Origin of the sequence: Pseudomonas sp. NA-150, from assembly GCF_044336365.1 — a bacterium.
Lineage (GTDB): Bacteria > Pseudomonadota > Gammaproteobacteria > Pseudomonadales > Pseudomonadaceae > Aquipseudomonas.
Genome location: NZ_CP172305.1, coordinates 3,344,224 through 3,356,494, shown reverse-complemented (window position 1 = coordinate 3,356,494; position 12,271 = coordinate 3,344,224). Strand labels below are relative to the sequence as shown.

General features: G+C 52.2%; 11 protein-coding genes and 2 pseudogenes. 11 read left to right on the top strand and 2 right to left on the bottom strand.

Annotated features, from left to right (window positions below):
• The 8 genes and pseudogenes from ACF0H7_RS15890 to csrA all read left to right on the top strand — a co-directional run bounded on the left by ACF0H7_RS15890 (window position 1) and on the right by csrA (window position 6,705).
• A pseudogene (locus ACF0H7_RS15890) lies at window positions 1-235 on the top strand (DUF2188 domain-containing protein).
• 183 nt (window positions 236-418) lie between these two features.
• A complete protein-coding gene (locus tag ACF0H7_RS15885) occupies window positions 419-1,090 on the top strand; it encodes an MgtC/SapB family protein (RefSeq protein ID WP_397453671.1) in 672 nt (223 codons plus the stop codon).
• 326 nt (window positions 1,091-1,416) lie between these two features.
• Window positions 1,417-1,955: pseudogene (locus ACF0H7_RS15880) on the top strand (Yip1 family protein); the annotation flags it as partial.
• A 306-nt stretch (window positions 1,956-2,261) separates the two neighbouring features.
• The gene (locus ACF0H7_RS15875) at window positions 2,262-4,565 is read left to right on the top strand and encodes an FdhF/YdeP family oxidoreductase (protein ID WP_397453670.1); all 2,304 of its coding nucleotides are present in this window, start codon (window positions 2,262-2,264) and stop codon (window positions 4,563-4,565) included.
• Window positions 4,566-4,684: 119 nt separating this feature from the next.
• Window positions 4,685-4,900, top strand: a complete 216-nt coding sequence (locus ACF0H7_RS15870; RefSeq protein WP_397453669.1) for a hypothetical protein — start codon at window positions 4,685-4,687, stop codon at window positions 4,898-4,900.
• A 225-nt stretch (window positions 4,901-5,125) separates the two neighbouring features.
• Window positions 5,126-5,707: a chemotaxis protein CheB gene (locus ACF0H7_RS15865; RefSeq protein ID WP_397453668.1), complete on the top strand. Its 582-nt coding sequence runs from the start codon at window positions 5,126-5,128 to the stop codon at window positions 5,705-5,707.
• Between the two features lie 388 nt (window positions 5,708-6,095).
• Window positions 6,096-6,461, top strand: a complete 366-nt coding sequence (locus ACF0H7_RS15860; protein ID WP_397453667.1) for an NUDIX hydrolase — start codon at window positions 6,096-6,098, stop codon at window positions 6,459-6,461.
• A 34-nt stretch (window positions 6,462-6,495) separates the two neighbouring features.
• The gene (csrA, locus tag ACF0H7_RS15855) at window positions 6,496-6,705 is read left to right on the top strand and encodes a carbon storage regulator CsrA (RefSeq protein WP_397453909.1); all 210 of its coding nucleotides are present in this window, start codon (window positions 6,496-6,498) and stop codon (window positions 6,703-6,705) included.
• A gap of 929 nt (window positions 6,706-7,634) precedes the next feature.
• Here the strand turns inward: csrA and ACF0H7_RS15850 are convergent.
• Window positions 7,635-8,198, bottom strand: coding sequence for a type 1 glutamine amidotransferase domain-containing protein (locus tag ACF0H7_RS15850; RefSeq protein WP_397453666.1), 564 nt, complete (start codon window positions 8,196-8,198; stop codon window positions 7,635-7,637).
• 312 nt (window positions 8,199-8,510) lie between these two features.
• Between ACF0H7_RS15850 and ACF0H7_RS15845 the strand changes: the two genes are divergently transcribed.
• From ACF0H7_RS15845 to ACF0H7_RS15835, 3 genes are all read left to right on the top strand, one after another.
• Window positions 8,511-9,806 (top strand): NRAMP family divalent metal transporter, encoded by a 1,296-nt coding sequence (locus tag ACF0H7_RS15845; RefSeq protein WP_397453665.1) that lies wholly within the window; start codon window positions 8,511-8,513, stop codon window positions 9,804-9,806.
• 277 nt (window positions 9,807-10,083) lie between these two features.
• Complete coding sequence (locus ACF0H7_RS15840; protein ID WP_397453664.1) at window positions 10,084-10,320, top strand: hypothetical protein; 237 nt, start codon at window positions 10,084-10,086, stop codon at window positions 10,318-10,320.
• A 183-nt stretch (window positions 10,321-10,503) separates the two neighbouring features.
• Window positions 10,504-11,016, top strand: coding sequence for a DUF4142 domain-containing protein (locus tag ACF0H7_RS15835; protein ID WP_397453663.1), 513 nt, complete (start codon window positions 10,504-10,506; stop codon window positions 11,014-11,016).
• Between the two features lie 244 nt (window positions 11,017-11,260).
• Here the strand turns inward: ACF0H7_RS15835 and cydB are convergent, their stop codons facing one another.
• On the bottom strand, window positions 11,261-12,262 hold the full coding sequence (gene cydB / locus ACF0H7_RS15830; protein ID WP_397453662.1) for a cytochrome d ubiquinol oxidase subunit II: 1,002 nt from the start codon (window positions 12,260-12,262) through the stop codon (window positions 11,261-11,263).
• Between the last annotated feature and the right edge of the window lie 9 nt (window positions 12,263-12,271).

Sequence of the window (12,271 nt, the reverse complement as noted above, 5' to 3'; positions counted from 1 at the left end):
ATTTATCGCAGGAGAAACGACCACCTCTCCAAGACAGACAGCGGTTGGGCCCTCACCAAACAAGGCGCTGAGCGTGCCTCGAAAGACCGCTGCTACCAAAGCAGAAATCACCGCGTTGGCCCGAGAGTTCTTTCAGGGGAAAACAGCCTCGCTGAAAATTCATAAAGAGGACGGCACAATTCAGGACGAGCGCACCTCCCCCCGGAGTGTCGATTCAACAAGATCCAAAGGCTAGTGGATAGATGACATACCTGATCTAAAGTTGACCGCTAAGCGGCATACGCGTCCGGGAACCCACCCTACCGAACGCGTCAAGAAAGACGAGACGAAGTTTGAATTTTGGAAGTTCCCCACACCAGCGACATCACCTAGAACGTAACGGATCACTAACCGACACGCTAAGGCTCAGAGGTAACGAATGCTCACAGATTGGGAAATGTGCCTGCGCTTGCTATTAGCCGCGTTGCTCGGCAGCTTAATTGGGCTTGAGCGCGAACGTTTGCTCTGGGCGGCGGGATTGCGCACCCATATGCTGGTATGCGTCGGCTCCGGCCTATTGATGCTTGTATCGTCATTTGGATTCCAGGATGCGTTAGCGATGCCGAACACTGTACTGGATCCTTCGCGGGTGGCTGCGCAGGTGGTCACCGGTATCGGGTTCTTGGGTGCCGGGTCGATTCTTCTGCGTGGCGAGGTGATCAGAGGCCTGACGACGGCGGCGAGCCTATGGACAGTTGCGGCCATCGGCTTATCTGTTGGCGGCGGACTTTACGTATTAAGTATTGCCGCCACCGCAATCATTCTCGTGATCCTGATTGCCATCAAGCCCATGGAACGCATGTATCGCAATAAGGTGCAAGTCCACGTATTGAAGCTGACAGCGCCCTCGCAGGCCATATCACTCAAGAACATCAACAAAATCATGGGTAACCGCTCCAGCAAGGTCAAACAGTTTATCGTCGAAAAGGGCAGTCGCGACGAGACTGATAGTGTGACCATTGTGCTTACACGAACATCCGGAGGACAGGCTAAGGAAATTCTTGAGCAGCTGTTGAAGATTGAAGGTGTTCATGACGACTCAGCAAGTTAGGGACACCTAACCTAGCGATAGGCTGGTGGTATCTGAGCTATCTGCAGGGCACTGCTGGCGAGTTCTGGAAGCGCCATCCATGAGTAACGCGATCTGTCGGCCAGGTGCGTACTACACCTCATAAGCGAAAGTTACTCAGTGCGCCGCGTCGGGATTCATAGTTACCAACCTGCAACGTGAGTCCCGACACATAGACCTGATATGAAGCACCGTTGGGCACTTTTGGGGAATTTCCAGTTGCCTCGAACGCCCAACGATTATCAGCGACACCCACGGGCTGGCCCCAATGAAGCTGACCTGAATTTTCGCATGCGGAGGGTATTATCATGTCGGCGCACTTTATTGAGCTGTTCACCAATCCATTTCACGCGTGGAGAAATATTCGCGAAGAAGAATCAATGCACCCTCGCCGCTACGCTCTGCATCTAATCCTACTAGCACTGATCCCGGTGATTGCGCTGTTTGTTGGGACAACGCAAGTAGGTGGAGTTTGGTGGGTGTTGAGCTAGTGAGGCTTACTCCAACGAGCGCAATTCAACTTTGTTTGCTTTTTTCCTGCAGCATCCTGATCGGCACGGTACTGATGGGCTCCTTCATCCGTTGGATGCCACGCTCCTTCGACGCACGGCCCGGTCTTAACCAATGCATAGGGTTTGCGGCTTACACAGCCACACCTTTTTTTATAGCCGGCTTGGGAGCTCTGTACTCCAGCCGTTGTTTAGCACTCATGGTCTTGCTGATAGCGTCCGCGTACTCAACCTTCCTGCTGTTTGTGGGCTTACCGACTTTCATGAAGCTAAAGGACGAAAAAAAGAGATATTTATATGCCACGGTTGTACTGGGGGTTGGGTTATTGCTACTGGTACGCTTCTCAGCGTGATTTTGTTTTGAATAAGCGGCGTTACGCCGGGCTATATCCGTTAGCCGTTGACTCTTTCCTTCAGTCCCCATAGCGCTGGGAGGTGGTTAACCCCGTTTGTTTTTCGTCTGAGTAAAGCCGTAGAGCGCGTCGAGTGGAGATAAGAAAAACCGTCTGACTTTTGCGTTTTTTACTCACCGAACGGTCAACCAGGCGTGGAGGGTTTCACCGTCCAGCATTCGTATCGAACCTTTGAAACATGCGCCCGTCGTACCTTTATCAATCTCTAAATGAAGCGTTTAGGAACTGCCAATGCTCATTCATCCAAAAGCGCATTTCCACCCATACTCGCATGCGAGCGGAGGCTGGGGTTCAGCCAAATCCGTGATGAAAATCCTGTGGCGAGAGCAGGCGCTTGCCAAGGCCCCAAGCGCACTGTTGAAACAGAACAAGCCTGACGGTTTTGCGTGTGTCAGTTGTGCCTGGGCGAAGCCTGGCCACCCTCATGCGCTAGAGTTTTGCGAGAACGGCGCCAAGGCCACAGCTTGGGAGTTGACGTCGATGAAGACCACTCCGGCATTCCTCGCCGAACATACGCTCAGTGAACTTCGACAATGGCCAGATTACGCATTGGAACAGCACGGTCGATTGACCCATCCTCTGCGTTACGAGCCAGCGAGTGATCGCTACCGGGAAACATCTTGGGACGAGGCTTACCGCGAGATTGGTGCGCAACTGAAAGCGCTGGAGCCCGATAGCGTAGTGTTTTACGCCTCAGGGCGAGCCTCACTCGAAACCTCATTCATGTATCAGTTATTCGCCAGGGCTTATGGCACCAACAATTTGCCTGACAGCTCAAACATGTGCCACGAAAGCACATCCGTGGGTTTGCAGGAGAGCATTGGTGTTCCGGTCGGCACGGTCACGCTGGACGACTTCAATCACACCGATTGCCTATTTTTCTTTGGCCAGAACGTCGGCAGCAACGCGCCAAGAATGCTTCATCAGTTGCAGGACGTGCGCAAACGCAACGTTCCTATCATCACCTTCAACCCTTTACGTGAACGGGGGCTGGAGCGTTTCGTTAATCCGCAATCTCCAACCGAAATGCTCACACCCAAGTCCACTATTATTAGTACCCAATACCATCAGGTTGCAATCGGCGGCGATACGGCCGCGCTCATAGGCCTCGCCAAGGCCCTGCTGGAAATGGATGATCACACGCAGCGTAAAGGGGGCGCTGCCATCATCGATTACGATTTTATTGATCAACACACCGAAGGGTTCGAAGCATTTGCTTCCATGGTTCGCGGTTGTCACTGGCAGCAAATCGAACGTCAATCCGGACTAACTCACGGCGCTCTTGAATCTGCGGCAACTGTTTACGCCCGTAACCGCCGGGTGATGATGGTCTATGGGATGGGCCTCACTCAGCATCGACAGGGCGTTCAGAATGTGCAGATGTTGGTGAATTTGTTACTGATGCGCGGCAACATCGGCAAACCTGGAGCGGGCATATGTCCGGTACGCGGCCATTCCAACGTTCAGGGACAGCGCACTGTTGGGATAACCGAAAACCCGAAAAAAGTCCCTTCAGAGTTGATCGAGCAGCGGTTCGGCTTCTCGGTGCCAAAACAGCGAGGACTGTGCACGGTGGACGCCTGTGAAGGCATTCTTGACGGGCGCGTCCGGGGTTTTATTGGTTTAGGCGGTAATTTTCTACGGGCTATTCCTGACACCTCGCGAATGGAACCGGCCTGGCGGAATTTAGAATTGAACGTGCAAATCGGGACGAAGCTCAACCGCACGCATTTGCTCCCTGTAAAAAACATGTGGCTATTGCCGTGTCTGGGGCGCATCGAAATTGACCGACAGAATGATGTCGCGCAAACCTGCTCCACTGAGGATAGCACCGGTTGCATCCATGGCTGGCGCGGCAGCGCAGAGCCAGTCAGCCCGCACGTACGCGCTGAAACCAGCATTGTCGCCGGTTTGGCCATGGCTACGCTGACCTTTAACCCTTCGATCGACTGGCAAGGCTGGTGCGAAGATTATTCTCAGATCAGAACAGCCATCAGCGCCATCTACCCGGAAATTTTCCATGATATGGAAATCCGCATGGCCGAACCCGGCGGCTTCCATCGTCCTATCGCAGCCGCCCAGCGAAAATGGCTAACCCCCAGCGGCAAGGCCCAGTTCATAACCCCTGGCACCCTCAGCGAAGATGATGATGTGTACCCCTGCGCCCTCTCTCGTGATGTGCTGCAGTTGATGACGTTGCGCAGCAACGATCAGTTCAACACCACCATTTATGGTTATGACGACCGTTTTCGTGGCATAAGCGGCACCCGGGAGGTCATATTCATGCACCGCAACGATATAACGCGATTGGGACTCAAAGTAGGCGAGCGCGTCCTACTCACCACTGCCATTGAGCCGGAGGTCAAGCGTCAGGTTGGGCCCTTCGAAATCATTGCCTACGATATTCCCGAAGGCTGTGCCGCCGCTTACTACCCCGAATGCAATCCACTCGTGCCGCTCTGGCACCACGCCAAACGCAGTAAAGTGCCGGCTTCAAAATCGGTGCCGGTGCGATTGACCCTGGAGGAGAGGTGAAGCATTCCAACCGGGCAACACTGGAACGATGGAAGATACCCACCCACCAGTTAGCCACGCAGTTGACCAGCCTGACGGCTGCAATACCAATTGATTAGCCAACCAGATGGAGGTCTTCGATGAGTGTCAATCGTACCGAAGTGCAACTCGAAGCCTGGTATGCCCTGTTCGATGATGAGCGTTACCGCCTTGAAGACCCTGATGGTCACCACGCCACGCTCCTTCATACCGCGCAAGCGCTTCTGCGAGATGGCGCGATCGAGTGGGATGACTGGCTTTCACTCAAAGAACTCGCTAACAACCTGTTTGCCAAAAACGGTGGCTTAAAATATTAGAGGTCGGAGGCGCACAAATTATGTCCTTATCGAAGATGGAGTTGCCCCTGATGAAAGCGACCACCTGCCTGGTACCCACCTGATATGACAACTCTTAAGAACAACCCTTACTGCCATATGGCTTAGCCGATTTTCCACACCCTCTGAGAATCCGGCGCCTCATTTAGCCTGGCACGCGTCAAGGCGAGAATCATTGTACTGACCATACACAGGCGGATTGACATTATGGACACCCCTACTGAAACACGCTTCGATGCCATCGTGATAGGTGCTTCGCTTGGTGGTGTACAGGCCATCAGTCAAATCCTATCGTCTCTTCCCCGGACTCTGAATGTTTCGATTTTGATTGTGCTTCACAGCGGCCCCTCAAGCCCTAGACTGCTAGATGCCATCTTCTCATCGCACACATCGATGAAGGTAGGTTATGCAGTTGAAGGCGAAGAAATCAAAAAAGAGCACATTTACATAGCTCCGCCGGATCGGCATTTGGAAGTTCGTTTTCCGGGTGTTATCCATTTGAGCGCTGAGCCCAAGGTCAAACACTCACGTCCCGCTGCTGATCGGTTATTTCAAACCACTGTGTCCGTCTATGGCTCACGGACTCTGGGTGTCGTGCTTACCGGTGGAGACGGCGATGGAACCAACGGGGCAAAAGCGATCAATGCAGCTGGTGGAGCAGTCATCGTGCAAGACCCGGGGGATGCGTTAGCCCCTGATATGCCACGCCACGTGCTGGGAGATGACCATCCAGATTATTGCGTTCCGCTGGAGAAAATCGGCCCGTTAATAGCCGACCTCGCAATGTAGTGAGGGAGTTCCACTCGCGAGTTTTTGGCGGGTTAGCGCTTCCAAAGCGACATGGCTGTCCAAGTAGGGTCACGGTATTGGGTTGACAGTCCGAAAGACGGTGCTCAGGGCTGAGGTGTAAAGTCTTGCGGTGAGGTTGTTGTTTCCTCGCTGATCGTCAACAAAAATGCTTTCTGCTGAACGTCCGCTCTGAGTCGGTTAGTACCAAGCGTGATCGTAAAAATCGCCAGGTGTTACGGTAATGTGCCTGTCTAATTGGCCAATGCGTCGAAGATGCATGAGCACAAGGTGTATCTGAACTCTAAGCTTCGTTTAACGATCTCAATCGCATGTTTCCGAATCGAAACATCCGAGGATCGATCGACACCGCTATGGGCTGGAGAAGACAATGAAAGAGAGGGCGACAGTGATTTGCCGGCGAGATGATCGCGTTCTCTACGTACGCAGGTCGAAGTCCAGTTGGGTTTTACCTGGCGGTAAGATCGAAGCGGGCGAGACACCAGCTCAAGCTGCCTTGCGCGAGCTATGCGAAGAGACCGGGCTGGTTGCCCAAGGCTTGGTCTACTTGGCTCGGTTTGAAAATGACAATACCGTTCACTACGTATTTGCAGCGGCGCTGCGCGAAACCGACAATCCCACTCCGTGCAATGAAATCGCGAACTGTAAATGGCTCCCCTTCAAAAAGGTTAGGAATTTGAATGTCACTCCTGCGGCCAAAACAATCGTACGATCATTCGCCCGCGAAGCAGTGTGAGCAGGATTACAGCTAGGGTTACGTTAGGGGAATGATGACGCTTGAGCATACGTGTTGTATCGGCGACACCATTCAGATCGGCAATGGCATTCGTGTCACGGTTCTAGTGATTCGCGGTCAGCAGATGAAGCTCGGCATCCTAGCCCCGAAGGACGTCGATGTGCATCGCCACGAGCTCTATCAACGCATACAGGCAGAAAAATCTGCAACACGTTCGGAGAAAAGCGATCCGCTTTCTATCTAGTGGTCATGCCTCATCGCCACAGCTCGTAGTGGCGTCAAGGGCGTGCGTAGGGTCGAGTCCCATTTGCTCAACCCGGCATAGGCAATATCTAGCAAACAATCTGCCCGATTTTTGGAAATCAAGTCATGATCCCTGGCCGTGCGAATGAAATGGCAAACACCCGAATACGTGCTTTTTGCCATCAAGCGATTGGATCGAATGAATGCAATCTCGCGATTTATGTAAAAGACATACTTTGCTCGCAAGCTTCCGTCATTGAGTGCCGCCATCGGTCTCTCTCCAGCGCACAAACCAGAAAACCATCTTTGTAAAATTATACGACTCCTTCAAACCCTTGCCACTGGCGAGCGTCGACTCGAGACCATATCTCTCTTTTTTTGGCGACTACACGACAGGCGGCTATCAGTTCCTGCTGATGGTAGAGAGACGCCTCGGTAAGGATGTGCATTTCTGGGTCTAAGTGTAGAGATCGGCAAGACGTCCGTAGCGTGACCAGTGAAGCCGGTTACGATGGCTGCGCTGTTTGAGGGCTTGCCGCCATAAACGGCAAACTGCCTGATGAAAACCACCAAGACGTACTAGATTCCCCGGCACCGCGTGGTAATTGAAGTCCCCTGTGACCACCCGGATAAGCCACTGACCCCGGCCGAAGCGTTGCCAAGATGAACAAGTGCCAACACGTGAGGTTGTTCATTGCCTAGCTCAACTTCAAAACCATGTCGCACGCCTGGCCAAAAGCACCGGCCGTGATGCAGCCGACGCGCCGCGAGCCACATCCCCATCACCTTCCCTTCGATGAACCCACTCACGGCGAAGTGAGGTTTAAAAACCCTTGGTTAGTGGAAGCGAGATCCTGACATGTAGCTCTCCTCGTCCGACGCGAGCAAGACCTATATCGGGGTAAACGAGCTCGCCTTTCTTCACCCATCCTAACCCGCCTGTAATGTCCTGCTAATGGCTTCATTGAACGCTGGCAAGTCGTTAGGATTGCGTGACGTAATCAACATCCAGCCATTGGCCGGACACTCCTTCACTTGGGCATCTACCCAACTGGCCGCTTTAGCGTTGAGCAGATCTATGCGCACGCTTGGGTACGAGGTCAGCGTTTTGCCTTCGATAACACCCGCATCAATCAGCAGCCAAGGGCCATGGCAGATCGCAGCGACGGTTTTACCAGCCTCCGCGAATTCCTTGACCAAACGTTGCGCATTGCCGTCCTGCCGCAGCGTGTCGGCATTAACCGTACCGCCAGGGATGACCAACACATCAAACTGAATGGCTGACAGTTCCGCTAATCGGGTATCTGAAGTGACGCTAGTGTCTTTCTCCGTATCGTGAAGAAAAGTTTGCGCTGCGCCACCCTTGATACTGGCATGGGTGACAGAGGCTCCCATGGCCTTAAGAGCCTGGAGTGGCTTGAGCAATTCGTCACGCTCAATTCCGGTATTGGCGGTAATGATAAGTACGTTTTTACCCTGTAATGAGGTGGTCATGGTTGGCTTTCCTTTTGCAGAATCTCACCAAAATGCCGGCGATACTGGGTTAGGAGATTTGCGCTTAAACGAAAGTTCAGCTCAATTGCCTTAACGGAGGTTTGCTCAAAAAAACCGGGGGCATCGACTTCTGCCAGCGATCCATTGCGACCACGTCACCTTCGAGTGGGTATGCCTCGTCTCCGATATGCATTATTCGCGTTTTAACTGTTCGGGGGTACCAGTGAGCTCAAAAAACATCGAAAACCCTTGGAACTCGTATAAAAACATTCCAGTCGAAACTTAATCTGGCATTCAATTGTTTGAAAAAAAATGGACAATACAGAGCTCACACACAAGCCTTCAATTTCTAGTCCTCGCGCCTGGATAAAAAAGCTAGGGCCCGGACTCATTACAGGCGCGGCGGACGATGATCCAAGCGGTATAGCAACTTACTCGCAAGCCGGCGCACAATTTGGCCTGAATACACTCTGGACTTTGTTTTTCACCTTCCCTCTGATGGTTGGCATTCAGATCATCAGTGCGAAAATAGGGCGAGTGAGCGGGCGTGGACTGGCGACCAACATTCGTCGTCATTACCCACTGCCTCTTTTGTATGGCATTGTCGCGCTATTAATGCTCGCAAATACTATCAATATCGCCGCAGACATTGCCGCAATGGGCTCAGCGATGAAGCTGTTGATTGGGGGGTCGTCTCACTTTTATGCGGTCGGCTTTGGCGTCATCTCTCTTTTACTACAGGTATTTATTCCGTACAAAAGATATGTGCGGGTGCTCAAGTGGCTGACCCTTGTCTTACTGGCTTATGTGGGAACTATGTTTGCCGTACACATTCCTTGGGGAGAGGTCGTCCAGAGGACGTTCTGGCCGCACATGTCTTGGAAATCGGAATACATCACAATGGTCGTTGCCATTTTTGGTACAACAATCAGCCCCTATCTCTTTTTCTGGCAGGCCTCGCAAGAGGTTGAAGATGTGGAAGCTGATCCAAAGGCGCAATCGCTAATTGACGCGCCAAACCAGGCTCGAGCCAGCTTCACGCGAATCAAAATCGATACGATTGTGGGCATGGGTATTTCTAATATCATCGCTTTTTTCATTATGTTGACTACAGCTTTCACGCTAAATATGCACGGAATCACAGAGATTCAGACCTCCGCGCAGGCCGCTAATGCATTGCGACCCATTGCGGGAGATTTTGCGTTTTGGCTATTCAGCTTGGGTATTATTGGCACAGGTATGTTAGCGGTTCCCGTGCTGGCAGGCTCCGCTGCTTATGCCATGGCCGGAACTTTTCGATGGCAGAACAGCTTAGCAGCCAAGCCTAAATCGAATAAAGAGTTCTATAGCATTATCTCTGCGGCAACATTACTAGGGGTATTAGTGTGCTTTGCTCCAATTGATCCTATAAAAGCGTTATTTTGGAGTGCAGTGGTCAATGGCGTGATAGCAGTGCCTATCATGTTCATCATGATGTTAATGGCATCGCACAAGGAAATAATGGGCTCTTTCACCATTCGCCCTGCGCTAAAGGCGTTGGGTTGGAGTTGTACTGTAGCAATGGCCATTGTAGTAGCCGGTATGTTCTGGGGCATGCTTTCAGCTTAGTGCTTGTTGTAGAGGCTTATTCTACTATTAGCTCGCCGTACGGCTCATCACCCATGCTCAATCGATGTTAAATAGCAGGTAAGCACCGTCGCCCACTAATAGATTAGCTCGGCGATTGAGTCTTACGGTGCCGTTAATCGATACAAAGGCTCAAAGTCATTTAGAAATGCATTGAACTCTAAAACCATGGCATCCTCTTAAAATTTAGAGCATACCGCCGTGAGTCGGGTTAACCGTAACTCTCCGCTGCTCGGAAGCATTTCATGTTGAGCATCCTTTGAGGGCGCTGACTTATCAGCAGCCCGGCCGCCTTCAGCAACCAGCTGCAACAATCAGCGAACCACCCGCCGAGGACGATCCCGACCTGAACAGCACACCGGTGTTGCCTGACCAGCATCCGTTGGCGCAACTCGCCGAACTTAAACCTGACGATCTGACCGAACAAGAGTGGATCGCCGTCGCACATCGGCAGAGCACCGGCAAACACGACCCTAACGTGACCACCCGGTACTAGCCATTGGCCGATTCCAGCCCTTGCACAGTTGACAGTTCCGGGTAAGGAAACGTTCTTGTCGCGGAACAAAGTTGGCGATGGATTGCGAAGTCATTTCACATCCTTTGGAAGCCTGAACGAATTTCGAAAGCGCACGTCAACAGCTAGAGGACGGATTTTCATTCAACAACAAAGGTAACAATCATGACTCACTCACTTCGAATTACAGCGCTTGCAGCGGTATTGACCCTGGGTTGCTCGGGAGCTTTTGCGGCGCAGGATGATGACTTCGTAGAGGACGCATCTGCTAAAGGCGTAGCAGAGGTCGAGGCAGGGAAGCTGGCACAGGAAAAGGATAGCTCAGCAGATGTAAAAGCCTTTGCTGACATGATGGTCAAGGATCATACCCAAGCCAACATCAAGCTTAAGTCGATAGCTGCCAGCAAAAAACTTAAGGTGTCCGATAGTGCTCAGCTGATGGATAAGGCAAAATCCATGATTCTTGAGTTGCGCAATTCAAAGCCCTTCGACAAGGCCTATGCAAATAACCAAGTCAAAGCGCATGAGGCCACCATCGACCTATTCGAAAAAGAGGTGGCTAACGGTAAGGATACGGATTTGACAGCCTTCGCGACGGCTACACTGCCGAAACTGAAGGAGCATTTAGCTCATGCTAAAGCTTTAGCCCAGGCGCACGGCGGTGATGCCGGAGAATAACGCATCCCGGGGAATTCAATGCGTCGTACGGTACGCTACCGTGCGACGCTAGTGAGCATCACAGATCCTAGTGACCACTACAATACGACCTGGCGTCGCTAACGCTTCCTCCCGGCGCGTTTTATCTTCAAAAGCCTTGATCAGTCTATCAATTCGAGAGGTTGACACCGGGGATTCTGCGCTAGTGCCGATTTGTTAAATATTTAATGGCTTAAGTGCCAGCTGTTCGGTGAAAAGTAGTTAATCAATCACGAGCGGCATGAACCTTTCCGCTAAAGACTCTAAAGCCGTAGGTGTTGTAAATGAGCGTGACAGGAATCAACACTGCGAAACCAATCAACATGAAAACCTGGCTGGTAGGACTGGAAGCGGCCGCTTGCAAGGTCACATGGGGCGGTACGATAAGGGGATATAGCGCAGCGATCATCAATGCGAACGCTAAAACGAAGACTCCCAACGCAGCGAACAGCGGGAGGTATTCCCGGCGGCTTCGAAAGCCCAAAACGAAGCCCCCTAGCATTGCAATGAGCAGCATTGAGGCGGGTAGCCAGATAAGAGGTTCTGTAAGCCGATCCGCATATTGATCGTCCAATGTCGCTGTCCAGGCAACCAACACAGCTAGCAGGAATACAGTCGCAATAGCCAGCCCCCTCGCCTGACGACCTGATCGCCGATGGAGGTCTTCTTCAGTACGCCAATATAGCCAGCAGGCGCCCAGCCACATGTAGCCCACCACAAGCACCGCGCCACAATACAGTGGAAACACGCCCAGCCACTCCCAGCCGCCACCACTGTACTGCCTGCCATTATTAGGTATGCCTTGAACCAGTGCACCCAAGACCAGCCCTTGCGATCCGCCGGCAATCAGGGAACCGACTAACAGCAAACCATCAACGCCACGCTTAATTCGTTCAAGGGGCGCGTAGTCACGAAATTCCAGCGCTACCGCTCGAAGAATCAAAGCCAACAACATCAAAATAAACGGCAGATAAAGCGCTGGCAGCAGGATGGCGTAGGCAAGCGGAAACAATGCCAACAGGCCTCCGCCCCCAAGCACGAGCCACGTCTCATTAGCAGCCCATATAGGCAAGATAGTCACTGCCATGGCACGGCGGTGCTTACCACAACGAGTTAGGCCCATCAGTATTCCAACTCCAAGGTCAGTGCCATCTAATAGCACATAGTTCAACACCGAAAACGCCAATGCTGCGGCGGACAGGAGTGTTGTCCAGTCAGTGTCCAACATGGATTCAGA

What these genes read in the sequence shown, in the direction of transcription:
- ACF0H7_RS15885 (WP_397453671.1), top strand. Translation starts at nt 419, where the DNA reads ATGCTCACAGATTGGGAAATGTGCCTGCGCTTGCTATTAGCCGCGTTG.
- ACF0H7_RS15875 (WP_397453670.1), top strand. Translation starts at nt 2,262, where the DNA reads ATGCTCATTCATCCAAAAGCGCATTTCCACCCATACTCGCATGCGAGC.
- ACF0H7_RS15870 (WP_397453669.1), top strand. Translation starts at nt 4,685, where the DNA reads ATGAGTGTCAATCGTACCGAAGTGCAACTCGAAGCCTGGTATGCCCTG.
- ACF0H7_RS15865 (WP_397453668.1), top strand. Translation starts at nt 5,126, where the DNA reads ATGGACACCCCTACTGAAACACGCTTCGATGCCATCGTGATAGGTGCT.
- ACF0H7_RS15860 (WP_397453667.1), top strand. Translation starts at nt 6,096, where the DNA reads ATGAAAGAGAGGGCGACAGTGATTTGCCGGCGAGATGATCGCGTTCTC.
- csrA (WP_397453909.1), top strand. Translation starts at nt 6,496, where the DNA reads ATGACGCTTGAGCATACGTGTTGTATCGGCGACACCATTCAGATCGGC.
- ACF0H7_RS15850 (WP_397453666.1), bottom strand. Translation starts at nt 8,198, where the DNA reads ATGACCACCTCATTACAGGGTAAAAACGTACTTATCATTACCGCCAAT.
- ACF0H7_RS15845 (WP_397453665.1), top strand. Translation starts at nt 8,511, where the DNA reads ATGGACAATACAGAGCTCACACACAAGCCTTCAATTTCTAGTCCTCGC.
- ACF0H7_RS15835 (WP_397453663.1), top strand. Translation starts at nt 10,504, where the DNA reads ATGACTCACTCACTTCGAATTACAGCGCTTGCAGCGGTATTGACCCTG.
- cydB (WP_397453662.1), bottom strand. Translation starts at nt 12,262, where the DNA reads ATGTTGGACACTGACTGGACAACACTCCTGTCCGCCGCAGCATTGGCG.